General features: G+C 75.1%; 21 protein-coding genes and 1 riboswitch. Of the genes, 11 read left to right on the top strand and 10 right to left on the bottom strand.

Annotated elements, in window-relative coordinates; genetic code table 11:
• Positions 1 to 18: 18 nt before the first annotated feature.
• Both ACIQUQ_RS27415 and ACIQUQ_RS27410 read right to left on the bottom strand, forming a co-directional pair.
• Positions 19 to 567: an HXXEE domain-containing protein gene (locus ACIQUQ_RS27415; protein WP_403980884.1), complete on the bottom strand. Its 549-nt coding sequence runs from the start codon at positions 565 to 567 to the stop codon at positions 19 to 21.
• Positions 568 to 650: 83 nt separating this feature from the next.
• Positions 651 to 2,210 carry an alpha/beta hydrolase gene (locus ACIQUQ_RS27410; RefSeq protein WP_403980882.1) on the bottom strand — a complete coding sequence of 520 codons (1,560 nt, stop codon included), beginning with the start codon at positions 2,208 to 2,210 and terminating at the stop codon, positions 651 to 653.
• A 572-nt stretch (positions 2,211 to 2,782) separates the two neighbouring features.
• On the opposite strand from ACIQUQ_RS27410, the gene ACIQUQ_RS27405 reads away from it, so the two are divergent.
• The 3 genes from ACIQUQ_RS27405 (at position 2,783) to ACIQUQ_RS27395 (ending at position 8,511) form a co-directional block, all read left to right on the top strand.
• Positions 2,783 to 6,826, top strand: coding sequence for an NB-ARC domain-containing protein (locus tag ACIQUQ_RS27405; protein ID WP_403980880.1), 4,044 nt, complete (start codon positions 2,783 to 2,785; stop codon positions 6,824 to 6,826).
• 104 nt (positions 6,827 to 6,930) lie between these two features.
• Positions 6,931 to 7,761 carry a hypothetical protein gene (locus tag ACIQUQ_RS27400; RefSeq protein ID WP_403980878.1) on the top strand — a complete coding sequence of 277 codons (831 nt, stop codon included), beginning with the start codon at positions 6,931 to 6,933 and terminating at the stop codon, positions 7,759 to 7,761.
• Between the two features lie 219 nt (positions 7,762 to 7,980).
• Entirely contained in the window at positions 7,981 to 8,511 is a 531-nt protein-coding gene (locus ACIQUQ_RS27395; RefSeq protein ID WP_403981105.1) for a DinB family protein, read from the top strand.
• An 18-nt stretch (positions 8,512 to 8,529) separates the two neighbouring features.
• Here the strand turns inward: ACIQUQ_RS27395 and ACIQUQ_RS27390 are convergent, their stop codons facing one another.
• A complete protein-coding gene (locus ACIQUQ_RS27390; RefSeq protein WP_403980875.1) occupies positions 8,530 to 9,789 on the bottom strand; it encodes an MFS transporter in 1,260 nt (419 codons plus the stop codon).
• Between the two features lie 67 nt (positions 9,790 to 9,856).
• On the opposite strand from ACIQUQ_RS27390, the gene ACIQUQ_RS27385 reads away from it, so the two are divergent.
• Entirely contained in the window at positions 9,857 to 10,531 is a 675-nt protein-coding gene (locus ACIQUQ_RS27385) for an HAD family hydrolase (RefSeq protein WP_403980873.1), read from the top strand.
• A gap of 435 nt (positions 10,532 to 10,966) precedes the next feature.
• A complete protein-coding gene (locus tag ACIQUQ_RS27380) occupies positions 10,967 to 11,269 on the top strand; it encodes a hypothetical protein (RefSeq protein WP_403980870.1) in 303 nt (100 codons plus the stop codon).
• A gap of 51 nt (positions 11,270 to 11,320) precedes the next feature.
• On the opposite strand, the gene ACIQUQ_RS27375 is transcribed toward ACIQUQ_RS27380, so the two are convergent.
• The gene (locus ACIQUQ_RS27375; RefSeq protein ID WP_403980867.1) at positions 11,321 to 12,298 is read right to left on the bottom strand and encodes a LysR family transcriptional regulator; all 978 of its coding nucleotides are present in this window, start codon (positions 12,296 to 12,298) and stop codon (positions 11,321 to 11,323) included.
• A 133-nt stretch (positions 12,299 to 12,431) separates the two neighbouring features.
• Here ACIQUQ_RS27375 and ACIQUQ_RS27370 point away from each other — a divergent pair, with 133 nt between their 5' ends.
• Both ACIQUQ_RS27370 and ACIQUQ_RS27365 read left to right on the top strand, forming a co-directional pair.
• Positions 12,432 to 14,618 carry a M4 family metallopeptidase gene (locus ACIQUQ_RS27370; protein ID WP_403980864.1) on the top strand — a complete coding sequence of 729 codons (2,187 nt, stop codon included), beginning with the start codon at positions 12,432 to 12,434 and terminating at the stop codon, positions 14,616 to 14,618.
• Between the two features lie 172 nt (positions 14,619 to 14,790).
• On the top strand, positions 14,791 to 15,678 hold the full coding sequence (locus tag ACIQUQ_RS27365) for a squalene/phytoene synthase family protein (protein WP_403980862.1): 888 nt from the start codon (positions 14,791 to 14,793) through the stop codon (positions 15,676 to 15,678).
• A gap of 42 nt (positions 15,679 to 15,720) precedes the next feature.
• Here the strand turns inward: ACIQUQ_RS27365 and ACIQUQ_RS27360 are convergent, their stop codons facing one another.
• Complete coding sequence (locus ACIQUQ_RS27360; RefSeq protein ID WP_403980860.1) at positions 15,721 to 16,338, bottom strand: class I SAM-dependent methyltransferase; 618 nt, start codon at positions 16,336 to 16,338, stop codon at positions 15,721 to 15,723.
• 128 nt (positions 16,339 to 16,466) lie between these two features.
• On the bottom strand, positions 16,467 to 17,864 hold the full coding sequence (locus tag ACIQUQ_RS27355; protein ID WP_403980858.1) for an APC family permease: 1,398 nt from the start codon (positions 17,862 to 17,864) through the stop codon (positions 16,467 to 16,469).
• A 363-nt stretch (positions 17,865 to 18,227) separates the two neighbouring features.
• Here ACIQUQ_RS27355 and ACIQUQ_RS27350 point away from each other — a divergent pair, with 363 nt between their 5' ends.
• Both ACIQUQ_RS27350 and ACIQUQ_RS27345 read left to right on the top strand, forming a co-directional pair.
• The gene (locus ACIQUQ_RS27350) at positions 18,228 to 19,817 is read left to right on the top strand and encodes an FAD-binding oxidoreductase (protein WP_403980856.1); all 1,590 of its coding nucleotides are present in this window, start codon (positions 18,228 to 18,230) and stop codon (positions 19,815 to 19,817) included.
• Between the two features lie 99 nt (positions 19,818 to 19,916).
• The gene (locus ACIQUQ_RS27345) at positions 19,917 to 20,162 is read left to right on the top strand and encodes a hypothetical protein (RefSeq protein WP_403980854.1); all 246 of its coding nucleotides are present in this window, start codon (positions 19,917 to 19,919) and stop codon (positions 20,160 to 20,162) included.
• Positions 20,163 to 20,216: 54 nt separating this feature from the next.
• Here ACIQUQ_RS27345 and ACIQUQ_RS27340 read toward each other — a convergent pair whose 3' ends face one another.
• Positions 20,217 to 21,437, bottom strand: coding sequence for a cytochrome P450 (locus tag ACIQUQ_RS27340; RefSeq protein ID WP_403980852.1), 1,221 nt, complete (start codon positions 21,435 to 21,437; stop codon positions 20,217 to 20,219).
• A 270-nt stretch (positions 21,438 to 21,707) separates the two neighbouring features.
• On the bottom strand, positions 21,708 to 22,487 hold the full coding sequence (locus ACIQUQ_RS27335) for a transglycosylase SLT domain-containing protein (RefSeq protein ID WP_403980850.1): 780 nt from the start codon (positions 22,485 to 22,487) through the stop codon (positions 21,708 to 21,710).
• Between the two features lie 4 nt (positions 22,488 to 22,491).
• Positions 22,492 to 22,688: riboswitch (cyclic di-AMP (ydaO/yuaA leader) on the bottom strand.
• A gap of 458 nt (positions 22,689 to 23,146) precedes the next feature.
• Between ACIQUQ_RS27335 and ACIQUQ_RS27330 the strand changes: the two genes are divergently transcribed.
• Positions 23,147 to 23,809: an NADPH-dependent FMN reductase gene (locus ACIQUQ_RS27330; protein ID WP_403981103.1), complete on the top strand. Its 663-nt coding sequence runs from the start codon at positions 23,147 to 23,149 to the stop codon at positions 23,807 to 23,809.
• A gap of 22 nt (positions 23,810 to 23,831) precedes the next feature.
• On the opposite strand, the gene ACIQUQ_RS27325 is transcribed toward ACIQUQ_RS27330, so the two are convergent.
• On the bottom strand, positions 23,832 to 24,086 hold the full coding sequence (locus ACIQUQ_RS27325; RefSeq protein ID WP_403980847.1) for a hypothetical protein: 255 nt from the start codon (positions 24,084 to 24,086) through the stop codon (positions 23,832 to 23,834).
• A 65-nt stretch (positions 24,087 to 24,151) separates the two neighbouring features.
• Complete coding sequence (locus ACIQUQ_RS27320; RefSeq protein WP_403980845.1) at positions 24,152 to 25,051, bottom strand: potassium channel family protein; 900 nt, start codon at positions 25,049 to 25,051, stop codon at positions 24,152 to 24,154.
• Positions 25,052 to 25,342: 291 nt separating this feature from the next.
• Here ACIQUQ_RS27320 and ACIQUQ_RS27315 point away from each other — a divergent pair, with 291 nt between their 5' ends.
• Positions 25,343 to 26,290 carry an XdhC family protein gene (locus ACIQUQ_RS27315; RefSeq protein WP_403980842.1) on the top strand — a complete coding sequence of 316 codons (948 nt, stop codon included), beginning with the start codon at positions 25,343 to 25,345 and terminating at the stop codon, positions 26,288 to 26,290.
• Positions 26,291 to 26,425 lie beyond the last annotated feature (135 nt).

The raw sequence follows: 26,425 nt of genomic DNA, 5'->3' as shown, positions 1-26,425 counted from the left end.
GCGCGGCGGCGTCCCGGCTCAGCGGCCCCGGCGCCGGAGCAGGAGCCGGGCCACCGTGTGGCTCGCGGTGGTGGCCGCGGCGGCGAGGGCCAGGCCCTGCACCGCGTCGCGGGGACGCGTGGGGCGCAGTACGCCGGCCTCGCGGAGGCGGCCGCGGGCCCAGAGGCCGAACGGCACCACCAGCAGCGGGGAGGTCACCACGCCCGGGGTGTAACCGCGGACGACCGCGGCCTGGGCCAGGTGCACCAGCCCGTGCAGGCCGAAGCCGTTGACCGCTCCCTGGTAGAAGGCGGACCGGCCGCCGGTCCGGTGCCCCGCCGCGGCGGCGGCCGTGACCACCAGGGCCATGCCGGCGACCGCGGCCGCGAACTCCCGGCCGTCGGCGGGCGCCGGCTGCCGCCAGACCCGCTCCGGCACGCGCGGGAAGCGCCGCTCCAGCTCGGGCAGCCGGTCGCGGGACCAGCCCGGCACGGTGAGCAGTTCCTCCAGGTCGTGCACGGCCCAGGCCGCCAGCAGGCCGAAGGTGACGGCCGGGCCGACCGTGCCCGGGGTCTCGTCGGTGTTCATGTCCGTACGACCGCCCGTGGGTTGGAGCGGCCGGGCACGCGTGGGCGTGCCCGGCCGGGATGAACGCTGTGGACCGCGACCGTCTAGAACGCGGGGAACGGCTGCGGCTTCGGCAGCGGCGCGTCCACGCGGGCGCCGCCGTCACCGGCCGTGCGGCAGGTGAGGTCGCGCGCCGGGAGCTTGCCGGTCACCAGGTAGGAGGTGACCGGGGCGTTGGCGCAGGAGGCGCGGTCGACGAGGTAGACGCCGTGTCCGACGCCCCCCTCGGCGAGGATCATGCGGGATCCCCTGAGGGCGCGGTGCAGGCCCTTGCCGCTGGCCAGCGGGGTCTGCGAGTCCCACTCGTTCTGCACGGTGAGGACCGGGGCCTTGACCGTCATGGGCGTGGCGGCCTCCACGGGCTTCTTCCAGAAGGCGCACGGCATGATGTTGGAGGCGAAGTCGCCGTACAGCGGGTAGCGCGCCTTGTCGCGGACGGCGTCCCGGCGGTACTGCTCCGGGTCGCGCGGCCAGGCGGCCGTGTCGCCGCACAGCACGCTCCAGAAGGCCGCGGTGCCGTTGTCGTCCGGCACGCCCGCGGCGGGGCGGTCGGCCGCGGACTGCTGCTCCGGGAGGACGCCCGCGGGCAGCCGGACCTGCCGGGAGCCGTCGGCGGCCTGCTTCAGGGCGGAGACGAACTCGGCCGCCTCCCTGACGCTGAAGAACACCGCGCGGGCCGAGCGGATGTCGTCGCCCGTCAGCTTCGTGCCGTCGATCTCGATCGGGGTGCGGTCGGCGCGTGCGACCAGCCCGTAGAAGGTCTTGCGGACGGCGGCCGGCGTGCCGCCCAGCTTGTACTGGCTGCTGCGCTGCGCCGTCCACTTGGTCCAGCGGGTGAACGCCGGCTCCGCGCCCGAGGCCCAGACCTGGATCATGCCGCGCCAGGCGCGCGCCGGGTCCACGCCGCTGTCCAGGACGAAGCGGTCGGTGCGGGACGGGAACATCTGGCTGTACACGGCGCCCAAGTAGGTGCCGTACGAGTAGCCGACGTAACTGATCTTCTTCTCGCCCAGCAGCACGCGGATCGTGTCCATGTCGCGGGCGGTGTTGCGGGTGGTGATGTGGGGCAGCAGGTCGCCCGCCCTGGCACGGCACTTGGCCGCCACCGACTTGGACCGGGCGACGTCGGCGGCGAAGGTCTCGCGCTTGTACGGGCGCAGCCAGTTCTGCTCGGCGTCGGTCAGGCCGCAGGTGACCGGGGTGCTGAGGCCGACGCCGCGGGGGTCGAAGCCGATGAGGTCGTACTTCTCGGCGACCTTCTTCGGCAGCTCGGCCCGCATCATCAGCGGCAGGTCGAGGCCCGGGCCGCCGGGGCCGCCGGGGTTGAGCAGCAGCACGCCGTGGCGCTTGGCGGGGGTGGAGGTCTTCAGCCGCGAGATGGCCAGGTCGATCTTGCGGCCCTCGGGGTGCCGGTAGTCGAGCGGCACCTTGACGGTCGCGCACTGGAAGGCGGCGGGCTGTGAGGAGTCGCAGCGGTGCCAGGCGGGCTTCTGCCGGAGGTACTCGGGCGTGGTGGCGGCCGAGGCCTGCGCGGGGGCGAGCGCGGGGATCGTCGTGGCGAAGAGGCCCGCGGCGAGCAGCGGTGCGAATCGTCGCATGCGCACGAAAGCCGTTCCTTTCGGAGATGTGTGGACGAGACCACCCTGTGTCATGAACCGGGCAGCGCGAATCATCCCGAGGGGTCGGGCCGTGTACTCCTCACGGTGGAGCGAGGTTTCGGCCAACCGCCCCGATCCAGCCGAATCCTGACGTGTGGACAGGAACCGCGCACCCACCCGTGACCCCACCGCCCCCGCCTCGTTGATCCGGCTGGTCAGCGAAGTGCGGAAAGGCCCCGCCCCCCGTCATCCGGGGACGGGGTCTTTTCGTGTGCCGGCGCCGCCCCTGCGCGCGTGACGAGCAACACCACTCCACGCAGGCCGCATTGGGAGGCTTCGGGGCCCACCGGGCATGCCGTCGGCCGCATGAGCGACATGAGCGAGTTCCACATACGGTCCCTCGCCGCGCCCCGCATGGGGCGGCGCGACCCCGCCGAGCTCGCCGACCCCGCCGAACTCGCCCACGTACTGGGGCGCGTCGCACGTCTGTGCAGCCGAGGCGGCACGCCCGCACCCCGCTCCCGGCGCCGCTATCGTGATCCACCGCAAGGCACCAGGACACGGCCCGGGGGTGTGCGATGCGGGGCGCCGGAAAGACCACGACGCTGGCGGTCCTGGGCGCGGTGCTGGCCGTGCTCGCCTCCCTGGCCGCCAACGCCGCGACGTCCGCGGACCGTTGGCCCGGCCCCCTGGACCTGCTGCGCCGGCACTCCTGGACCTCGGTGGGCGCGCTGGCCCTGCTCGCCGTCGTCGTCGCGGTCGTGACGGCCGTACGCGGGGACGGCGGCGCGGCACCCGCCGGCGACCCGCCCCCGCCCGCGCCCCCGTCCGTACCCGAATGGGTGGTGGACCGCAGGGAGGGCGCCCGGGCGGTCGCGGCGGTCTGCCGCCCGCCCCGCCGGGGCGCGCGCGGCCGGGGGCGGGCCGGCCGCCGCACGGTCGGCATCACCACCTCCCTCGACGGCGCGGGCGGCTTCGGCAAGACCACCCTGGCCACCGTGGTCCGCGCCAGCGGCCGGGTGCGCCGGCACTTCCGGGGCCGGGTCTACACGGTGACCATCGGCCGGGACGTGCGCGGGCGGGCGGCCGTGGCGGCGAAGGTCGCCGAGGTCACCCGCTTCATCACCGGCGACACGACCGCCTTCGACGACCCGGCGCTGGCCGGCGCCCACCTGGGCCGGCTGCTCGACCAGCGGCCGCGCACCCTGCTGGTCCTGGACGACGTGTGGGAGCCGGAGCAGCTCGAACCGTTCCTGCTCGGCGGCGCCCCGTGCGTCCGTCTGGTCACCACCCGCGTGCCGGCCGTGCTGCCGCCGGGTACGCAGCGCGTGCGGGTGGACGAGATGTCCCCCGCGCAGGCCCGTGCGGTGCTGACCCACGGACTGCCGCCGCTGCCCCCGGACACCGTGACGGGCCTGCTGCACGCCACCGGCCGCTGGGCGCTGCTGCTGCGGCTGACCAACCGGCTGGTCGCCCGCCGGATCGCGACCGGGGGCGAACCGGCCGATGTGGCCCGGGCCGTGCTGCGGGCCCTGCGCGACCGTGGGCCGGCCGCGGTGGACGGTCCCCCCGCCCCGCGCGACACGCCGCTCGACCTCGACGACCCGGCCCGCCGGGCCCAGGCGGTACGGGCCACCGTGGAGGCCGCTACGACCCTGCTGTCCGCGGGCGGCGCCCGGCGACTGGCCGAGCTGGCCGTGTTCGCCGAGGACGAGGCCGTACCCGTGCCACTGGTCGCCCGGCTCTGGGCAGCCACCGGCGGGCTGGACGAGGAGGCCGTACGGGCGCTGTGCGCGCAGCTGGACGCCCTGTCGCTGGTGGCCCTCAACCCGGAGCGCGGGGGCCGGATCTCCCTCCACGACGTGCTGCGGGACTACCTGCGGAGCGAGCTGGGGGCGTCCGAACTCCGCGCGCTGCACGGGCTGCTGGTCGACACGGCTCGGGACGGTCTGGCGGGGTCGGACGCGGACGGCGTGCTCGCCGGCGCGCCCGGAGCCGCGGTCTCCCGTGAGGCGGCAGGGACCGCGCCCGCCCGGGAACCGGCCGGCCCCGCTCGGGACCGGCCGCGCCCCGCCCCCTGGGACCTGCCCGACGGCTACCTGCACGACCACCTGGTCGAGCACCTGCTGGGGGCCGGCCGGACCGCCGGCGCGGAGGCGCTCGCCGGGGACCTGCGGTGGGTCGAGTCCCGGCTCCTCCGCCGGGGGCCCACCGCGCCCTGGGCCGACCTGGACCGGATCCCCACCGCGTCCGCCGCCGCGCTGGCCCGTGACATCACCCGGGTCGCCCACCTGCTGACACCGACGGAGCCGGCCGGGGCGCTGGTCCAGGTGCTGCACAGCCGGCTCGCGCCGCTCCCGCACTGGGGTCCGCAGGTCGCGGCCCGCGAACCCCTGGTGCCCCGGCCGCGGCTCGGCAACCGGTGGGACCCGCCGGACCTCCCCGAACCCGCCCTGCGGCGCACGCTGCTGGGCCACGACGGCGGTGTGACGGGCCTGGCCGCGTCCCCCGACGGGGAGTGGCTGGCGTCGGTGGGCCTCGACGGCACCGTACGCCGCTGGGACGCGCGCAGCGGCCGCGAGCTGGACCGGCGCGACCACGAGCACCCGCTCACCGCGCTCGCGGTGGCCCCGGACGGCACCTGGCTGGCGGCCGGCGACGCGCACGGGGCGGTGCTGCTCTGGTACGTGGAGCGGGGCGGGCCACTGGTGCGGGGCGTGCGGCCGGTGCCGGGCGGCGGTCCGGTACGGACCCTCGCGGCGGTGCCGCGGAGCAACGGCGTCGTGTGGCTGGCCGTGCTCGACGCCGCCCAGCGGGTGGTGACGCTGTGGGACCCGGCCACCTGCAGGAACACGGGCCGTCTGGAGGCGGAGGAGGACGTGGCCGGGTTCGCCGCCGCCCCCGACGGGAGCCTGCTGGCCACCACGCACCTGGGGGGCAGGACACGGCGGTGGGACGGCGGGACGCTGAGCGAGGTGGGGCCTCGGTCCGGGGGCGGCACCACCACCTGGACCAGGGTGGCGGTCGTGCCCGGCGGCGAGCGGACGGAACGGGTGGCGCGGGTCCCGGCGGCATCCGGCCCGGCGGCCGGCGCGCCGCCGATGCTGCTCGTGGGAGCGGAGAGCGGAAGCACGGCGCTCGACGGCTGCGACCACGCCGGGCGTGAGCGGCACCCGGGTGGCCACGAGGGGCCCGTCCTCGCCCTGGCCGCCGGGCCGCACGGCCGCTGGCTGGCCTCCGGTGGCCAGGACGGCACGGTCCGCTTCTGGACGCGGCACGACGGCGTGGGAGCGGCGGACGGCACGCGGGACGGCGCAGCAGCAGCCGGCCGTACGCGGAACGGAGGCGTCCGCACCGAACTGCGCGCCCACGCCGGGCAGGTGGACGCCCTGGCCGTGGCGCCGGACGGCGAGTGGCTCGCCAGCGCGGGCAGCGACGGGGCGGTGCGGATCTGGGACGCGCCGGTCACCGGCGGGGCCGGTGCGCCGCGGGCCGAGGGGCCGGCGGCACACCCGGAGCGTCGGACCGACGGCCGGGCGGCGCACCCGGAGCGACAGACCGACGGCCGGGCGGCGCACCCGGAGCGACGGACCGACGGCCGGGTGCCATACCCGGAGCGACGGGTCGAGGGCCCGGGCGCGCCCCGGCAGCAGGGAACGGGGCGGGCCGCCGCCGGCCGGCACCCCGGCGCCGGGCGGTCGGAGCCGCTGGCGCTCGTGGCCGTGGAGGCCGACGGGGCGCGCTTCCTCACAGCCGACCGGCACCGCGGCACGGTGCGCATCTGGCACCTGGTCAGAGGCGGCTCCGAGTACCACCCCAGGCACGACAGCAGCGAGCGCTGGCTGGCGGTCACACCCGGCGGGGCCCCGGTCTCGCTGGACTCGTACGGCATCGTGTCGGTGGCGGGATCCCTCCTGGAACAGCCGCGCCCCGTGTCGGCCTGTGCCCTGTCGGGAGACGGCCACTGGCTCGCGGCGGCGGACGACCGGGGCACCGTACGGCTCTTCGACCTCCGGACCGGCACCGGCCTGCGTGACTACCGGCCCGGGCCGCCCGACGGCGTCACGGGTGGCTCCCGCGACCGCAGTGCCGTCGTGCGCACCCACGAACCCCGGCGCCCTGCGCCGGCGTTCGCCGCCGCCTTCGCGCGGGACGGCGGCCGGTACGCCACGGCCGACGCCGACGGCGTGGTGCGGGTGCGGGACCGGGAGACCGGCCGGTGCGCGGAGTACCGCGGCTTCGACCACCGGCCGGGGCCGCTGGCCCTCGCGCCCGACGGGTCGTGGCTCGCGTGCGGCGACGGGCCTGACGTACGGCTGTGGCGCGACGGTGCGGGCGTTCTGCTGTGCGGCCACACCGGGACGGTGCTTTCGCTGGCCGCGTCCCCCGACGGGGCCTGGCTCGCGAGCACCGCCGACGACGGCGCGCTGCGGATCTGGGACGCGGTGTCCGGCCGGGCGGTGGCCCTGCTGCGCACGGAGGGGCCGCTCCCCGGCTGCGACTGGACACCGGACAGCCGGACCGTCGTCGCGGTCGGCCAATGGGGCCCGCACGTCTACGCCTTCGAGCCGCCGGATGCCGGGGCGGTGGTCGGCGCGGGCCCGTGTGGGCCTGTCGGGTGAGGGCGGAGCGATTCTGCGACGGACGGACGAGGGTCGGCGCCCCGGGGGCCGGGAGCCACGGGATATCCAGGGATCTCTCCCCCCACACACAGACAGAGGTCGCCATGAGACTCCCCCGTCCGCTCCTTCTGGCCGCCGTCGCACTGCTCGCCGTCGGCGGGACGGCCGCCGCGACGCCGCAGCCCGCTCCGGCTCCGGCGCGCGTCGCCCCCGCGGCGGTCGCGGAGACGCTCACGTACGTCACCGGCGCACGCGTGCCGATCCCGATCGAGTACCCCAGTGAGCTGCGCAGGGCGACGGTCTCCTGTCCGGCCGGCCAAGTGCCGGCCAGCGGCGGCCTGGTCGGCTACCCCGACCGGTTCCAGTTCACCGTCACCAGCTCCTACGCGGAGGGGCGGAACTGGGTCATCACCGGGCGGAACGAATCGGCCCTGGACACCGGGGAGATCGCGGCGACGGTCGTCTGCTCGTCGGCCCCGCACCACCAGGTCTTCGGCGCCCGCGTCGACCTGGCCAAGCTCGACACGAAGATCATCCGGCAGCCGTGCCCCGCGGGCGAGGTGCCCACGGGCGGCGGCGGCCGCGGCTCGGGGCCGGGGGTGATGCTGAAGACCTCGATGCCCAACCTCAACACCTGGGAGGCGTGGTACTACAACCACACCGGGGCCACGCAGTATGTCGAGCCCTTCACCGTCTGTTCCGCCGCGCCCCACCACGTGGTCGTCGGGCGGGCCGGCAACGTCACGAAGTGGGGAGGCACCGGAACCTCCGTCGTCCAGTGCCAGGCCGGCTCCCGGGTGAAGGGCGGCGGCGGGAACAGCACCTCCACCGTGCTCATCCACTCGTCGTTCGAGGGCAACGGCTGGCGCGTCCACAGCAGGAACCTGACGGCCGAGACCCAGCAGGTCACCGCCCTGGCGGTCTGCGCCGACTGAACCTCCCGCGGCGGACTGTGCGGGCACCCGTCCGGCGCCCGCACAGTCCGCAGTCCGCAGTCCGCAGTCCCAGGCCCGCAGCCGGCGGGCACCCGTCCCCCGAAATCCGGTTGCGCCGGAGCCCCGCGCGGGGTGAGGCTCCCGGGCATGTCCCAAGCTTCGGCACGCCCCGCAGACCCCGTACCTCCGTCCGGGGAAGGGGGCTTCGCCTGGTCCAACATGTTCGTCCGGCCCGAGGACGACCCGCGTACCGACGGCGCCGGCCCCGGGGCCACCGAGCGGCAGGTGCTGGTCACGTACCTGCGCGACCAGCGGCTGACCCTGGAGCTGAAGTGCGCGGGCCTGGACGCGGAGGGGCTCGCCCGGCGTTCGGTGCCGCCCTCGAACCTGTCGCTGCTGGGGCTGGTGCGGCACCTGGCCGGGGTGGAGCAGTACTGGTTCCGGCAGGTGATGGCCGGCGAGGAGGTCGCCGGGCGGCACTTCCGGCCGACCGGCGAGCTGGGCTCGGAGTTCGAGGGCGTGACCGCCGACCCCGCGGCCGTGGCGGAGGCCTGGGAGACCTGGCGGGCCGAGGTCGCCTTCGCGGAGCGGCTCGTCGAGGAGGCCCCGGACCTGGCACTGCCGGCCAGGGGCGGCGACGAGCCGGTCAGCCTGCGGGAGGTGCTGGTGCACATGATCGAGGAGTACGCCCGGCACAACGGCCACGCCGACTTCCTGCGGGAACTGATCGACGGACGGGTGGGGCAGTAGCGGCGGACCTGGAACGGGTCAGCCCGTCACCTCCGCGGCGACGCGCGGCTGCGGCCGGCTCCGTACGCCCCAGCGCGCCAGGGCCGGGCCGGCAGCCCCCAGCGCCGCGAAGAACGCCGCCAGCAGCAGCCAGCCCGCCGTGCCGAGGCCCAGGACCACCGTGGTGAGGATCGCGGGAGCCAGGGCCTGGCCCGCGCCGAAGCCGAGGCCGAGGACGCCCTGGTACTGACCCTGGGCGTGGTCGGGGGCCAGCCCGAAGCCCAGGGCGAAGCCCGCCGAGGACTCCCAGACCTCGCCCAGGCTGTGGACGAAGACCGCCACAAGGACCAGTCCCGCGGCCGCCCAGACCGGGGTGTGCGCAGCCAGCGCCATCATCGGGCAGCTGACGAGGAAGAGCAGCCCCGCGGTGCGGAACGCCCGGCCGCCGTCGTGCGGGCTTTCGATGCGCGAGCCGATCCGGGTCTGCATCAGCACGCAGAAGGCGGAGTTGACGGCGAACAGCGCGGCCACGGTCCAGCGCGGCGCCTCGGTGTGCTCGGAGATCCAGATCGGCAACAGCAGGGAGACCACCGGGTACTGGAGTCCCATGGCCCCGTACAGGGCCGTGAACGTGAGGAACGGACGGTCCCTGAAGGCGATCCAGCGCTGCTGCTGCGGCGGCGCCGCCCGCACCGGATGGCGGGGCAGCAGGAGCAGCAGCGCCGCACACAGGGCGAAGCTCGCCGCGTTGCCCAGGACCAGCGCGACGTAGGCGCCGCGGGTGTCCGCCGCCAGGGCGAGCCCGGCTCCCACGGTGCCGAGGATCACGCCCAGGTTGACGAAGGTGCGGAGTTTCGCGCGGAACGCGGCCGGACGGTCGCCCCCGACCCGGACCACCAGGGCGCCCCAGGCCGCACCGCCGACCGCCGCGGCGATCTGGTCGACCGTCGCGATCACCGTGAACGCGACCCAGCTCTCGACAAGGACGAGGGCCGCCATCGCCACCGCCTGGACCGCGAGGGCGGACATCATGACCATCCGCGCGCCGCGCCGGTCGGCGAGGTGCCCGCCGGGTATCCCCGCGCCCAGACCGATCAGGCCGGCGATGGTCAGTGCGGCGCCGACCTGCACCGCGGGCAGGCCCACGACCAGGGTGAAGTAGAGGGCCGACGCCGCGTTGAAGAGGCCGTTACCGACCCGGTTGACGAAGCTGGCCGCGACCAGCACGCGCTCCGGCCCGCTGTCCCCCGCCATCCGGCCGATCCGGCCCGTCCAGCCCGCCGCGCTGCCCTTGATCATGGACGGCAGGCTAACAAGGGCCACGGAGCCTGCCGCGGCCGCACCGGCCGATGGCATGATCATCGTCATGTCCGACGAAGACCACCCCCTCGCTCCGCCCGCCGCCCCCGCCCGGTACGTCCTCTTCGACGTGGACGGCACGCTCGTCGACGCCCTGGACAACCAGCGGCGGGTCTGGCACACCTGGGCCGCCGGCCACGGCCTGGACCCCGACGCCGTGTACCGGACCGCGCTGCGGACGCGGCCCCTGGAGACCTTCGCGGAGGTCGCGCCGGACCTGGACCCGGGGGCGTGCCTGGCCGAGCTGCACGCCCTGGAGGACGAGGACGTGCGCACCGGGGAGTACGGGGCGTACGAGGGTGCCGCCGGCCTGCTGCGTGCCCTGCCCGCCGGGTCGTGGGCGCTGGTGACCTCCAACTACGAGCACCGGGTGCGCGGGCGGTTCGCGCGTACCGGGCTGCCCGCCCCCGGGCTGGTGGTGGACGCCGCCGCGGTCGAGGAGGGCAAGCCCTCCCCCGTGCCCTACCTGCGGGCGGCGTCACTTCTGGGCACCGAGCCCGCGCACTGTCTGGTGGTCGAGGACGCGCCGTCCGGCATCACGGCGGGCCTGCGGGCCGGGATGACGGTGTGGGCTGTCAACACCCCCGAGCCGCCGGAGGGCGGCGCCCACCGGCACTACCGCACGCTGGGTGAGGCCGCGCCCGCCATCGCCGCGTTCATCGCCGGCGGCACGCCCCGCTGAGCCCGGGGCGCCCGCCCCGCCGAGCCCGGCCCGCACACCCCGCCGAGCCCGGGGCCGGGCGCCTGGCGTCTGGCGTCGGCCCGGCATGCACCGGTACGGGCGGCACGCCGGCCTGCGCCACGGACGGTACGGGCCCCGCCCGGGCCGGCACCTCCGGCGCGCGCCCAGGCGCCGGCGGCACCGCCCCGGTGGCATCCGGGGCCCCGTGGCGCAAGCTCGCAAGGCGGGTGTGGGGCAGCAGCGCCGTCAGGACCCCGCCGCCCACGAGGACCAGCAGCCCCTCCAGGAAGTGCCGGCAGGGTCTACGCTGTGCCCCGGCCGGCACACGGTGTTCAAGGGTCCGCACGACCCCCGACGGCTCCCGCTCCGGCCGGGTGCAGGGCGGTGCCGAACACCCTGCTCCAGCCCGACGGCCCCGACTCACGAAGTGAACGCATGGACAGCGAGCCCCTGCAGATCCCGCTCGACCGGCTTCGGCAGGCCTTCGACCTGGCACTGCAGCACATCGAAGCGTCAGCCGGCAGCACGGTTGCACTCCAACACGACTACTTCTGGTCCGTCCCGGGCGACGAAGCCTACGACGTCCTCGACGAACCGGGAACGATCACGATCGGCCTGCTCTCCGAGTCGTGGCAGCACCTTGAGGACCTGCTCGCCGATCCGGACCGGGTCGTGGGCCACCACCTGGTCTGGCTCGCCGATGTCCTCCGCGCGATCGGGCAGGACACCGCCCGGTAGCCACCGCGCGAGCCGGACGCGACGCGGCACGACGACGTCCGCACCGGAGCACTAGGGCGCGACGGGCTCGTCGCGGTCCAGCGGGGGGTGGGCCTCGGGGTGGGCGTCCCACCAGGCGCGGTGGAAGGCGTTGTTGTCGACGTTGGCGAGGTACGCGCGGGCCGCCGCGCGGTAGAGCAGGTCGGCCTGGGCCGCGGAGACGGCCGAGCGGTTCCAGGCCAGCCGGATGCGGCCGGTGACCGGAGCCCCGACGAGCGGGAGCATCACCGTGCCCTCGGCCGTGGGGGCGGACGGCTGGCTCAGGGAGACCGCCCGGCCCGCCGCGATCAGGTCGTAGTGCATCTTGCGGTCGGTGATCCGGTACCGCAGCGACGGCGTGAAGCCAGCCTTCGCGCACGCGGCGACCAGCGCCTCCGGTCCGCCGTCGTCGTCCTCGACCAGCGTCATCCACGACTCCCCCGCCAGGTCGGCGAGTTCGACGCTGTCCCGGGCGGCGAGGCGGTGTCCGGCGGACATCCGTACGCAGAACGGCTCGCGGGAGACCAGCGTCCTGGCCAGTACGCCCTCCGGCAGCGGCACTTCGTGGTCGTTGACCTCGCCGTACAGGATCGCGTCGTACCGCCCGGCGCCCAGCAGCCGGGCGAGGGCGGTCACCGAGTCCTCCAGGTCGACGGTGATCTCCTGGCCCGCCAGGGCCAGGTCGATCTCCTCCAGCAGCCCGTCGAGCAGGACGAGCAGGATGCACCCCAGGCGCAGCGGGGTGCCGGGGGCGGCGGCACGGGCACCCGCGGCGAGTTCGTCCATCTCGTTGAGCACCCGGCGGGCCTTGTCCAGGACGAACTGGCCCAGTGCGGTGGGTTCCACGCCGTGCCGGCCGCGCACGAACAGGTCGCCGCCGGCCACCCGCTCGATCCGGCGCAACTGGGCCGAGAGCGCGGGCTGGGAGACCCCGAGCCGGGCGGCCGCACCCAGACTGCCCGCTTCCGCTATCCGGCAGACGGCCTGAAGATGCCTCAATTCCAGCTGCATTTCAGCAGCGTACGCAGCACGCGGGCGGCACACCATAACTCCGGTGTTATGCCGTGCGGGATGTCCCTATCCGGTCATGTCCACGCCCATACTCGGCGGCGACCGCAGACTCCCCCCACGAACGGAGTGGACGTTGCACCGCACCAGACTGACGGCGGCCGTCGCCGCGATGGCGCTTTCCGCGAGCCTCGCGGGCGCCCTCACCGGCACGGCGTCAGCCACGCCCAGGCAGCAGCCCGTGCCTCCCCAGCACGGCAAGTCGCTCGCCCTCGCCGCCGCCGACCGCGCCGCGGACAGCGGCCTGGACGCCCTGCGCCACGGTGCCGACGAGGAACTCGTCCGCACCTCCGTGACCCCCTGGGCCAACGGCCTGTACTTCGCCGGGTACCAGCGGACCTACCGCGGCCTGCCGGTGGTCGGCGGCGACGCCGTGGTCCTCACCGACAGCACCGGCAAGGTACGGAACGTCGCCGCCGCCCCGGCGCCCGTCATCAGGACGGGCACCAGGGCCACCGTGTCCGCCGCGGCGGCCACCGCCACCGCCCGCAAGCAGCTGGCCCGGGCCGAATCGGCCACCAAGCCCGAGCTGACCGTCCTCCTCAAGGACGGCAAGGCGCTGCTGACCTGGCACACCCGGGTCTCCGGCCGGACCGCGAAGAACGCCCCGAGCGTGCTCGACACGTACGTCGACGCGCGCACCGGCGCCGTCGCCCGCGCCACCGAGAAGGTCTCGCACGCCGACGGCCGCGGGTACCACAACGGCAACGTCACCATCGACACCGCCGCCTCCTCGATGACCGACCCCAACCGCTCGGGCTTCCGGTGCGGCGGTCAGAACGGCAGCGCGTACACCGGCTCCTCCCCCTGGGGCAACGGCGGCGCGAACGACCTGGTGACCGCCTGCGTCGACATCATGTACGCGGCCCAGCGCGAGTCCGACATGCTCAAGCAGTGGTTCGGCTACAACGGCATCAACGGCCAGGGCGGCATGGTCCCGGCCCGCGCCGGCCTGACCGAGGTCAACGCCTACTACGACGGCAGCAAGACCACGTACGGCCGCAACCAGAACGGCACCAACCAGCTCACCGGCATCGACGTGGTCGCCCACGAGTACGGCCACGAGATCTTCGACAAGACCCCGGGCAGCGCCGGCAACAGCAACGAGAACGGCGGCCTCAACGAGTCCACCGGCGACATCTTCGGCGCGCTGACCGAGCACTTCGCCAACAACCCGAACGACACTCCGGACTACACGGTCGGCGAGAAGCTCAACTTCCTCGGCGACAACAAGCCGATCCGGTACATGTACAACCCGTCGCTGCACAACAACGACCCCAACTGCTACAACCAGCTGACCTCGAACACCGAGGTGCACGCGGCGGCCGGCCCGCAGAACCACTGGTTCTACCTGCTGGCCGAGGGCTCCAACCCGGGCGGCGGCAAGCCCGCCAGCCCCATATGTTCCGGCGGCCCCTCCTCCGTGACGGGCATCGGCATCCAGAAGGCCGGCAAGATCTTCATGGGCGCCCTGCTGAGCAAGACCTCGTCCTGGAACCACCTGGCCGCCCGCAAGGCGACCCTCGCCAGCGCCAAGAACACCTACGGCAGCACCGAGTGCCTGGCGGTCAAGGCCGCCTGGGACGCGATCCGGGTGCCGGCCCAGTCGGGTGAGACGGACTGCGGCGGCACCCAGAACCCGGACTTCTCGCTGGCCCTGAACCCGGCGAGCGGCTCGGTCCAGCCCGGTGCCTCGGCGACCTCCACGGTCTCCACCACCACGACCGGGGGCAGCGCGCAGACCGTGCAGCTCTCCGCGAGCGGCGCGCCGTCCGGCGTGACCGTGTCCTTCAGCCCGTCGTCCGTGACCTCGGGCAACTCCTCCACCATGACGGTGGCGGTCGCCGCAGGGACCGCCAACGGCACGTACCCGGTCACGGTCAAGGGCACCGGCTCCACCGAGCACACCGTGACCTACACCCTGACCGTCGGCAGCACCCCGCAGCCGGGGGGCTGCGAGGACACCGAGTACACCTACCAGGGCACGCTGAGCCCGGGCCAGGCCCAGGCCCAGCCCAACGGCTCCTACTACTACTCGGCCACCTCGGGCAGCCACGTGGGCTGCCTGCGCGGGCCGGCCGGCACGGACTTCGACCTCTACCTCCAGAAGTGGAACGGGTCGGGCTGGGCCGACGTGGCGGTCTCCGGCAGTGAGGGCGCCGACGAGGACATCACCTACACCGGCACGGCGGGCTACTACCGGTACGTGGTCCACGCGTACAGCGGTTCCGGCTCGTACACGCTGGGTCTGAGCGCGCCGTAACGACCGGACGGCGCTTGCAAGGGGGAGGGGCGCTCCCGGCCGGGATCCGGCCGGGGGCGCCCCGCCGTGCGCGGCACGGTCGCCCTGCCGCACGGGCGGGGCCGCCCGGTCGGACGGGCGGGGCGTCGATTACGGTGAGGGGCCCAATACGCCGTCGGAGAGGACGAGGATCGTGCGCAGCTGGCGCGGCACCATGGACGACGCCGGGCTCGCCGGCCCGGCGGTGCGGGCCGACTACACCGCCGCCGCGCGCCGGGTGGTGCGGCGCGAGCAGGCCCCGTACCTGGCCCTGCGGCTGCTCGCGGAGCCCGCGCTGGTGCCGTACCTGACGGCCGGGCTGGCCTTCATGAACCTGGTCGACGACACCGCCGAGAGCGGTTCCGCCGAGGCCCTCAAGGACCTGACCGGGCGCACGCGCGAGGTACTGGACTCGGGCCGCTCGGCGGACCCGGTACTGCGGGCCTACGCACACGCGGTCGCCGAACGGGGACTGCCGGCGGAGTGGGTGGAACGGTTCCTCGCGGGGGCCGCGAGCGCCGAGGCGGGGTTCACCGGATTCGCCGGCGAAGCGGACTTCCAGGCGTACCTGGACGACTACGGCTTCCCGGGGATCGTCGTGTTCACCGGCGTGCAGTACCTGGGCGGACCGGACGCGGAACAGGCAGCCGCCTGGCGCCGGTTCGTGGACGCCGCCCAGCGGGTGGACTTCCTGGCCGACCTGGCCGGCGACCTGAAGGAGGGCCGGCTCTGCCTGCCGGCGGACCGGGTCGCGGCGCACGGCCTGGACCGGGCCGCGCTGGCCCGGGGCGCGGACGGTCCCGCCGTACGGGCGCTGCTGGCGGACGAGTGCGCGCGGGCCAGGACCGCGCTGGCCGCCTCGGCGGACGTCGTGGACCTGGCGGTACCGGGGCTGCGCCGCGTGGGGCGCGCGATGCGGGAACTGATGGCCCACCAGCTCACGGCCGTGGAGCAGGCGGGGCCGGGCGCGCTGCGCCGCGACGTGGGGTACGGGGTGGTGGCCCCGCTGCGCATCCTGCTGCGGGCGCGGCGTACGTCCTGAACCCGGCCGGGGCCGGGGCGGGCCCGCGCGGGGACGACGCCGTCAGGGGGACAGCGCGACACCCAGGGCGTCCGCGGCCAGGAACCTCGGGGCGGCCTCCTCGTAGAAGAAGTCCACCTCGCGGATGGTGAAGCCGGCGGCGGTGAGGAGCGGCACGGTCCGGCGGGTGAGGTGGCAGCCGCCCAGGAGCCGCTTGTTGACCGGTTCGAGGCGGCGCTGCCAGCGGCGCACGTCCTCGTCGGGGGCCAGGCCGTGCTCGACGAAGTGGAGGCTCGCGCCCGGCCGCAGCACCCGGCGCAGTTCGGCCAGTGCCGCCCCGGGGTCCGGGACGGTGCACAGGGTCCAGGTGGACAGGGCGGCGTCGAAGCGGTCGTCCTCGTACGGCAGCACCTGCGCGTCGCGGCCGCCCCGGCGGACCGGCACGGACGAGGCCCTGATCCGGTCGGCGGCCAGACGCCAGCCGGTGTCGGAGGGCTCCACGGCGTCGACCGAGGTGACCTCGGGCGGGTAGAAGGGGACGTTGTGGCCCGTGCCGAAGCCGATCTCCACCACTTCGCCGGCCAGGCCCGCGCAGACCCGGCGGCGCAGCGGTGGTGCGGTCTTCGCGCCGCAGGCGACGTCGATGATCCGCGGCACCACGTGGTCGCCGTACCAGCCCATCGCGGCCTCCCGGTCCCCCCGGGCCTCTGCCTCCTCCCAGCATGGCACCGGGGAATGGGGCACGCGCGGGGGCCGGGGGCGTCGTCCCTGCCGCCCCCGGCCCCGTCGTGCGGACGCTCCCTCCCCGGTCAGTGACCGGCGTCCTCCGGGAGGCTGACCAGCCAGCGCGAGTCCTGGCGCGGGCGGAGGTAGAGCGCCCAGTAGAGGGTGGCCGCGGCGGTGATGCCGCCCGTCCAGAGCAGGTACTCGGTGTCCTGCTGGACCAGGACGTAGCCGAGCACGGCGATGAGCACCACGGGCACGGCGGGCCAGAGCGGCATCCGCCAGGCGCGGGTCCCGCCGTGCGCGCCGCGGCGGCTGAACAGGGCGGCGACCGCGACGAGGAGGTACATGCCGGTGACGGAGACGCCGGTCACGCCGTAGAGGGTGTCGAGGTTGACGAAGCAGAGGGCCGCGCCGGGGACGCCGACGACGAGGGTGGCGACCCACGGGGAGCCGAACCGGCCGAGGCGGGAGAGGGCGTTGTTGACGGGGTCGGGCCAGGCCTTGTCACGGGCGGAGGCGAAGAGCACGCGGGAGTTCTGGATGACCATCACGATGCCCGCGTTGACGATGGCCAGGGCCACGCACAGGCTGACGAAGGTGCCGACCGCGGAGTTGGACCAGGCGGTCACCATGCCGCTGATGTCGCCGCTGGTCAGGGTCTCCAGGTCGGGGGCGCCGACGGTGATCGCGACGACCGGGACCAGGATCACGGCGGTGGAGATGGCGAGGGTGGCGAGCACGGTGCGTGCCACGTTGCGGCGGGGGTTCTCCAGTTCCTCGGAGAGGTAGACGGCGGTGGAGAAGCCCTGGGTGATGAAGAGGGCGATGGCCAGGCCGGAGATCACGAGGCCCGCGGTGACGGCGGAGTGGCCGCCGCCCCCGGTGGCCACCTGGCCGTGGGCGAGGGCGTCCATGCCGCGCTCGGAGTGCGCGAAGCCGAGTACGGCGACCACGGCGGCGGCCACCACCTCCAGCACCAGGAAGACGCCGGTGATCCAGGCGTTGGCGCGCAGGTCGAGGAGGCCCGCGAGGGTGGCGAGCAGCATGACGCCGGCGCCGGCGAGCGGGGCCGGGACGTGCACGACCGGGGCGAGGTAGTCGGCGGTGCCCATGGCGATCACGGGTGGCACGATCATCACCACGAGCAGGGAGAGCACGAAGACCAGCCAGCCCGCGAGGCGGCCGGCGAGGGTCGACACCATGGCGTACTCGCCGCCCGCGCTGGGGATGAGCGTGCCCAGCTCGGAGTAGCAGAAGGCCACGCCGATACAGAGCAGCGAGCCGATGGCGATGGTGAGGGCGGTGAAGGTGCCCAGGCCGGAGAACAGGTCCGGGACGACGACGAAGAGGGTCGAGGCGGGCGTCACGCACGAGAGCGTGAGCAGCGTGCCGCCCACGACGCCGATGGAACGCTTGAGCTTCTGCGGGGTGGGGCCGGTGGCGGGGGCCAGCGCGTGCGGGGCGCTGAGGGTGTCGGTCATCAGGCGGTTCCGATCGGCTTGCGGTGTCTCTGGGGCGGGAGCGGTATCGCCTCCGGGGCGGCTGGTGATGGGGGGTGCCGGTGCTCCCGGGGAGGAATGGAAGCCTCCGGGTGGGCGCCGGTCAATGGCGGGAAGGCTGCGGATTCCGTCGTGCGAGCCGGGGGCGGGCGCATGGATCCGCGTCAAGGACGTGTCAAGGCAACGAAAACTCCGGGTGCGGGAAGCGCAGGAGGGTAGTCAGGAATTTCCCCGGCCTTTACCGGCGGTAGGCCCCCGGGCTTCCGGGGCCGCCCGGGCGGAGATCCGCGGGGCGGCGGCGCGCCGCGGCGGGCGCGGGGGGCGGTACGCGGCGTAGTGGGCGGTATGACCCTTCACCGGCGGCGGCTGCTGGCCGCGTCCCTGTTCGCCTCCTTCGCCGTGCCGGGCCGGGCGGAGGCCGCCGCCGGGCGCCGGAAGCCCGACGGCCCGCCCCACGGGCCCGGCGGCCGCCGGAGTGCCGGGGGCGCCGCGCGCCGGGACGCCGGCCTCGCCGCGCTTGCCCGGGGGCTCGACGGGCGGCTGGTCCTGCCCGGGGACCCGGACTTCCCCGCCGCGAAGCGCCTGTACCAGCCGCGCCACGACGGGACCGCCCCGGCCGCCGTGGCGTACCCGGCGCACGAGGCCGATGTGGCGGCGTGCCTGGAGTTCGTGCGCCACCAGGGCCTGCCCGTGGTGCCCCGGAGCGGCGGGCACAGCTACCCCGGCTGGTCGACCGGACCCGGCCTGGTGGTCGACGTGGGGGCGCTGGCGCAGGTCACACCGGGGGCCGGCAGTGCGCGGATCGGCGCCGGGGCCCGGCTGGCCGACGTACACGCGGGCCTGGGGGCGGTCGGGGCGGGGCTCCCCACCGGGCTGTGCCCGTCCGTCGGGATCGCCGGACTCACCCTCGGCGGCGGGCTGGGCGTGTCCGGCCGGGCGTACGGGGCGACCTGCGACCGGCTCACCGGGGCGCGGATCGTGACCCCCGACGGGGTGGTGCGGGACGTGGACGCCGGTCACGAGCCGGACCTGTTCTGGGCCCTGCGCGGCGGGGGCGGCGGGAACTTCGGCGTGGTCACCGAGTTCCGCTTCCGCACCCACGCCGTCGCCGACTGCGCCTTCGCGGAGCTGAACTGGGCGTGGCGGGACGCGAAGGCGCTGGTCCTGGGCTGGCGGCGGTGGCTGGCGGAGCTGCCGGACCCGTACTGGAGCCAGGTGGAGCTGTACGGAGCCGGGCCTGACGGGAGTACGCCGGGGCCGGCCGTGCGCGTGGTGTGCCTGGACGGCGCGGGCGGGACGGAGCGCCTGCTGGACCGGCTGGAGGCGCTCGCCGGGGCCGAGCCGCTGGACCGCCACCTCGTGGTCCGGGGGTACGGGGAGACGATGCGGGTCATGGCGGGGTGCGGGGAGCGCACGGTGCCGCAGTGCCACCTGCCCGGCGGGCTGCCGGGGCAGGACCCGCGCGGGAGCCTGGAACGCGAGACGTACGCGGCGCGCTCGGACTTCTGGCGCGCGGGCGGGCTGTCGGAGGCCGCGGTGGACGTGCTGCTCGACGCGGTCGCCGGCTACCCGGCGGCGGTGCCGCCCGGCGGGCGGGGCGTCGTCCAGTTGGACGGGGTGTGCGGCGGGGCGCTGAACCGGGTGGCCGTCGGCGACACCGCCTTCGTGCACCGGGGCGAGGAGCTGCTGGCCCAGTACCTGGCCCTGTGGCCCGGCACCGCCACGCCCGCCGAGGCGGCCCGGCACGAGGGGTGGCTGCGGGACCTGTGGTCGCGGCTGCGGCCCTGGGCGAGCGGGCGGGCGTACCAGAACTACGCCGACCCGTGGCTGCCGGACTGGCGCGCGGCCTACTACGGGCCGGCGCTGCCCCGCCTGGAGGAGGTCAGGCGGCGCTACGACCCGGACCGGATGTTCCGGTTCCCGCACGCGGTCTGACGTACCGGCCCGTCCCCGGCCGGAGGGGCGGGGACGGGCCGGGGACGGGCCGGGAGGGCGGCCGCCCGTGTTGTCGGCGGGATGGGCCATCCTGAGGGGATGAAGATGCCGCGTGTCCAGTGCCCCGCCTGCGGGCGGAACGTCGCCGCGATGCCGGTCGGCGTCGGGCAGTGGAAGGCCGCCCGTCACGACCACCCCGGGATGCAGCGCGACGCCACGGGCGCGCTGGTGAGCTGCAGCGCCTCGCTGCGCGCGGTGGAACCGGACCGGCTGCTGCACCAGTTGCCGCTGCCGGGCACCGACGCCCCCGCGGAGCCGGACCCGGAGCCGCTCCCGGGGTTCTGAGCGGGGCGCGGCTCCGGGAGCGGCCCCGTGGCCCGCGGCGGTGCGGGCCCGGGCCTACGCGGGCCCGGGGGTGAAGGTGACCGGGAGCCGGTCCAGGCGGTGCACGATGAAGTTCTGCTTCCAGGTGAGGGATTCGGCCGGTTCCGCGAGGCCGAGGCCGGGCAGCCGGCGCAGCACCTCGCGGAGCGCGATCTCGCCTTCCAGCCGGGCCAGCGGGGCGCCGAGGCAGAAGTGGATGCCGTGGCTGAAGGCGAGGTGGCCGTTGGTCCGGCGGGTGATGTCCAACCGGCCGGGGTCGGTGAACCTGGCCGGGTCGTGGTTGGCGGCGGCGATGGAGACCGCGACGTGGTCGCCGGGCCGGATCTCGGCCCCGCCGATGGTGAGCGGTTCGGCCGCGAAGCGGTAGGTGACCGTGGAGACCGGGCTGTCGAAGCGCATCAGCTCCTCGACGGCGCCGGGCAGCAGGCCCTCGTCCGCGCGGAGCCGCTCCAGGGCCTCGGGGTGGCGGAGCAGGGCGAGGACGCCGTTGGCGATGAGGTTCACGGAGGTCTCGAAGCCGCCGACCAGCAGGATGAACACGTTGGAGCGCATCTCCAGGTCGGAGAGCGTGTCGCCGTGCCGCTGGGCCTCGAGCATGCCGGAGATCATGTCGTCGCCGGGCTCGGTGCGGCGGCTGGCGATCAGCTCGCTGAGGTACGTGTTGAACCACTGTCCGGCGGCGGCGAGTTCACCGGGCCCCGAGGAGGCGTTCATGCCGGTGATGACCTCGGCGTAGCGGCCGAACTCGTCGCGGTCGCCGAACGGGACGCCGAGCATCTCGCAGATCACCGCGATCGGCAGGGGGAGTGCCAGGTCCTCCACGAGGTCGGCCCGGCCGGCCGGCAGGACGGCGTCGAGCAGCCCGTCGGTGATCTCCTGGACGCGGGGGCGCAGCAATTCGACCCGGCGCGGGGTGAAGGCCTTGGCGACCACCTTGCGCATGCGGGTGTGGTCCGGCGGGTCGCTCAGCATCATGTGCTTGGTGAGCACGAACTCGTCGCTGTACATGCCGAGGTACTGCCTGAGTTCGGGCGCGGCGGCGTGCGCGCCGCGGACGAGGCGGGGGTCCGAGAGGGCTTCCCGCACCTCCCGGTGGCCGGTCACCAGCCAGGCGGGCATGCCGTCCGGCAGGGCGACGCGGTGGACCGGGCCCCGCCCGCCGAGCGTGCCGAACAGGGCCTCGGGGTCACCGAAGAGCTCCGTGGTCAGGGCGACTTGTCCATCGAGGTCGATCACGTGGTTCCTCATCCGGTCGGCGCGACATCACGCCCCGGGCCACGGCGGAGCGGGGGTGCGACGCCGGGGCCGGGGGCCACTTCCGGCCAGCTTCGGCAGCCCGGGGCCCGCGCTCAACGCTCCCGGCCGCCGTCTGTCAGGTACACGCGGAGCCGGCAGGGCGCACGGCCGGAGGCGCCCGCGGAATCGCACGCACGGAATCGCACCCGCGAACGCGGCCGGGACCGGCGGCCGTGGCCGCCGGTCCCGGTGTCGCACACCCGCGAGGGATCAGTAGGCGCCGAAGACGTTGTCGATGGAGCCGTAGCGCGCGGCGGCGTAGTTGCACGCGGCGGTGATGTTCGCGACCGGGTCGTACGAGTCCGTCGAGGTGCCGGGCACGTGGTAGGCGCGGAACGTCGGGTCGATCACCTGGAGGAGGCCCTTGGAGGGGATGCCCGCGGCGGCGTTGGAGTCCCAGTTGTTGATGGCCAGCGGGTTGCCCGAGGACTCCCGCATGACGTTGCGGTAGATGCCGTTGTAGGTACCGGGGATCCCGTGCTTGGCCATGACGTCCAGGGATTCGCGGATCCACCCGTCGAGGTTGTCGGCGTAGCTCTTCGCCTTGGGGGCAGCGGCCTTGAGGGTGGTGGTGCGGGTGGAACGGTCGGCCCGCGCGGGCGCGGCCTTCCTGGCCGGCGCGGCCTTCTTGGCGGCCGCCCCGACGGAAAGCTTCAGGCCCGGACGAATGAGTGACGGGTCGTCACCGATGATCGTCTTGTTGTCCTGGTAGAGCTTCTTCCAGCCGCCGGCGAGGGAATGCTTTTCGGCGATCTTCACGAGGGAATCGCCGGCCTTGACGGAATAGGTCACGGGGGCCTTCTGCGCCGCGGCCGGGGCGGCGGCGACGGCCTGCGGGGCGACGGTCCCGGCCGCGGCGGGCGCCGCGGCACTGGCCGTGGTGGCGCCCAGCACGGGCAGGGCCAGGGCGGCACCACCCGTGCCGACGGCGACGAAGCCGCGGGTCAGACGGGTGTTCTTGGGGCGGCGGTGCTTGCCTTTTCCGGGCATGGCGCATTCCTCTCCGTCGCCTGCGAGGTGAGCTGTCGGGTTCGGACTGGAGTTGTCCGGCCACACGCGGTGACTTCACCCCTAGCCGTTCCGCGAAAGATCGCGGAACGGCGGCTTACCTGGTTCCCCCGCTCCTGCCGTACGTGAATTGAATGGGGACGGTGCGGTCCGGGCGGCGGCAGGATTCGGCGTTCCACCCGGAATGAGCGTGACCGTAGGCGAGAGCCGCGGGACGGAACAAGTCCCGAATTCGCTAAAGGAAAGCGAACGGGGGAATTCGGGCCGGAAAAGGACAAGATCGATTTTTCGGCACACCCCAACCCTCCAGTCGCGGCAACGCTTTCGGGGCCCTCGCGACCCGTCGCACGAAAGCCGCGCGTGACACATATCACCGGGCATCACAAGGAGTGCGAAATACCGGCGCGGCACGGAAAAACGGGATGCGCCGGAAGCGCTCATCTATGTCCGTTTTAGTCCGTTCTGGTGAGGGTGGTTCGAGGGGGGCCGCGGCCGCCCGGGTGAGTTCGCCCACGGCACGGCCCCGGCACCCGTCCGCCGCTCCCCCGCTGTGCTGGGCTCGTGGTCACACCCCCCCGCACTGGAGGCAGCGGACCATGACTGTTGACCCCGGACCCGCGGCGGTCCCCGAAGCGGCCCGCATGCCGGTCCCCGACGAGGTGCGCCAGCCGGTGCGTCTGCTGGTCTTCGGCGCGTCGCTGCGCGCCGGGTCGCTGAACACGCGGCTGGCCGCCCTGGTGGCCCGGCTGGCCGCCGAGGCGGGCGCGGCCGTCGACCTGGCCCGGATGGCCGACTTCCCGATGCCGGTCTACGACGGCGACGCCGAAGCCGAGACGGGGCTGCCGGAGGGCGCGCTGGCCCTGCGGGAGCGGATCGCCTCCTGCGACGGCTTCGTGATCTCCTCCCCCGAGTACAACGCCTCCGTGCCCGGGGTGCTCAAGAACGCCGTCGACTGGGTGTCCCGGGTCCGGCCGCAGCCCTTCAAGGACAAGCACGCGCTGCTCGTCTCCGCCTCGCCCTCCATGGTCGGCGGCAACCGCGGCCTCTGGGCCCTGCGCGTCCCCCTGGAGCACCTGGGCTGCCGCGTCTACCCGGACATGTTCAGCCTGGCCAAGGCGCACGAGGGCTTCACCGGCAGCGGCGACCTCGCCGACGGCGGCCTCCAGGGCCGGCTGGCCGACGCCGTCGGCGCCTTCCTCCGGCTCGTGGAGGCGGACACCCGGTACGTGTGCCTCCAGCGCCGCTGGTACGAGTTCCTCGGCGACCGCACCGACGCCCCCGTCACCGAACGCTCCGAGGACTGACCGGCGCGGCCCCGCCGCCCCCTCAGGGCACCACGTCGAGGCCGGTCAGCAGCAACGCGGTGACGATCGAGGCGGCGGCCAGCACCGTCATCGCCGCGCGCAGCACCAACGGGGCGCGCGGACAGGGCGGTTCGGCGGCGGGCGGCACGGGCGCCGGGGCGTCCGTGCGCAGTGCGGCGCACCGCCCGCAGTCCTCGCCCTCGTGCGCGGACGGGGAGTCGAGCCAGTAGGCACCCTGGAGCGCGGCGAGCGGCCCGGGCGTCGATGTCGTCTTCACGTCCTCTCAACCGGGCCTGGCCGAAGGGGAAACGGCGCCCCCGCCCACCGGTATGGAACCGTTGCCTACAGCGTCTCCGGAGCGGCCTGCCGGCCCCCGCGGCGGCCGTGGTCCTCGGCGAAGGCCTCGAAGACCCGGTCGGGCGGCCGCCCGGTCCTGAGGAACTGCTCGTCCAGCACGGCCGCGAGGTCGTCCAGGGCCGCCCTCAGCGCTCCGCCGGCCATCCGCACGTCCGGGTCCCGGGCGCGTCCGGCGGCCGCGGCCAGCCGGGCGGCGTACGGGACCTGGCGGGCCAGCGTGGTGTGCGGGGCGCCGTCGGAGAAGTAGTACGACTCCGCGTACTGGAGGAAGTCCACGCTGGTCACACAGAACCCGGCGGCGAGGCCGTCCAGCAGCGCCGCGCCGGACGGGGAGTCGAACCCCTCGCCCGTGGGCCGGGTGCGCGCCAGGTGCGACAGGCGCAGCGCCAGCGCGCGCCGCCTGGCCAGGGCCGGGTAGATGCCGAGCACCCAGGAGACGGTCGCGGTGAGCAGCGCGAAGCCGACCAAGGCCTCGACGGGCGCCAGGACCCGCAGCCAGCCGTCGATGGGAGCGATGTCGCCCAGGCCGAGGGTGGCGACGGTGACCAGGGAGACGTACAGCGCGTCCAGCGGTCCGGCGTGCTCGGCCGGTTCGAGGCCGGAGCTGTACGAGAACGCGTCCGGCATGTGCGGCCAGTAGATCAGCGCCCAGCCCACCCCGACGACCGCGGCCCAGAGCGCGACGACGGTGACCATGCCGAGCGGGCCGGCCAGTCCCGCGGCCGTCCTGCGGCGGAGGTTGAGGGTCCGGTTGAACCGCCAGAACGCGGTCATCACCAGCCTGCTGAGCCCGCCGTGCCGGGTGGGGTGCCAGAGGGTGTGGAAGACGTCGCGCAGGATGGCCGCCACGAGCACCGCGCCCACGGCCGTGACGACCCAGTCCATCCGGTGTGTCCTTCCGTAGCCCGCGCCGGCCGCCCGGCCCCGGTGTTCCGGGCTCCGCGGCGCCCCGCCTCCGGGCATCGTCGTCGTACGGGGGCCCGCGCGGCGGCGGCGCCGCGCGGGGCACGGCGGCATTCACGAGGACGGGCCCCGGCGGGGTTGGGGTGATCGTCCAAGCGGGTGGGTTGGTGGACCGCCCGAAACTCGGCGCGGACGGGGTCCGGCGGCCCGGAGCGGGCATACGTTGGGGGCTGACCTGGGAAGACCGGGCGGAGTCGAGAAGGGCGGCGTGTGATGCGCGAGCTGGTGGAGACGGCGCGGCAGTGGGTGGCCGAGGGCCGGGGGGCGTTCCTGGCCCGGCCGGTGGCCGAGCAGGGCTTCGGGCCCCGGGACCCCGCGGGTGCACTGCTCGTCGATCCGCGCGGAGCGTGTGCGGGGAGCCTGTACCGCGGGGTGTTCGACGAGCAGCTCGTCGCGGAGGCCGCCGCGATCGAGCAGGGCGGGGCCCGGGTGTGCCGGGTGTCGGTGCACGGCTCCGAGGCCACGGGTGCGGGGCTGACCTGCGGCGGCCAGGCGGAGATCCTGGTCCAGCCGCTGGCGTCGGTGCCGGACGAGTGGTGGGAGTCCCTGGCGCTGGGCGAGAGCGCGGCGCTGGTGACCCGGCTGGCGGAGGACGGCACGCGGGTGGCGAGCACCGTCGTGCGCGCGGGCGACGAGGACGGCACGGAGGCCGGTCGGGACGCGCGGGAGCTGCTGGCCCGGCACCGCGCCGGGCACGAGGCCCGGTACGACGACGAGGGCCTGGTACTGATCGAGGTCTTCCCGGCCGATCCGTACCTGGTGATCGGCGGTGGCGGCGAGCTCGCGGAGCTGATCGGCCGTCAGGCCGGGCTGCTGGGCTGGGAGTGGACCACCACGGAGAGCGGCCCCGAGGCGGAGAAGCTGCTGACGGACCGGCGCGGCTCCGCCTGCCTGGCGATGCTGAGCCACGACCCGTCCTTCGACGTGCCGACGCTCGCGCACGCGCTGCGGACCGGCATCCCGTACGTGGGGGCCCTCGGCTCCCGCCGTACGCAGGCCCGGCGCCGCGAGGAGCTGCTGGCCGGCGGCACCGGCGAAGCCGAACTCTCCCGCGTCCACGGCCCGATCGGCCTCGACCTGGGCGCCCGTACGCCCGCCGAGACGGCCCTGGCGATCTGCGCGGAGATCCTCAGCACCCTGACGGCGCCGTCGGCGCGGTAGGCCCCGTGGGTGGGGGGCGGCCGGGGGCCCGCCCCCCCCCCCCCGGGCCCCCCCCCGCGGGCCGCCCCTGGGGGACAAGTTACGAGTATACCACCACGCGCCGGGTTTTCAAGAGGTGGAGGACCCCCGGCGGGC

The organism is Streptomyces sp. NPDC101118 (assembly GCF_044759445.1).
GTDB lineage: Bacteria > Actinomycetota > Actinomycetes > Streptomycetales > Streptomycetaceae > Streptomyces.
This window is presented reverse-complemented; position numbering and strand designations above follow the sequence as displayed.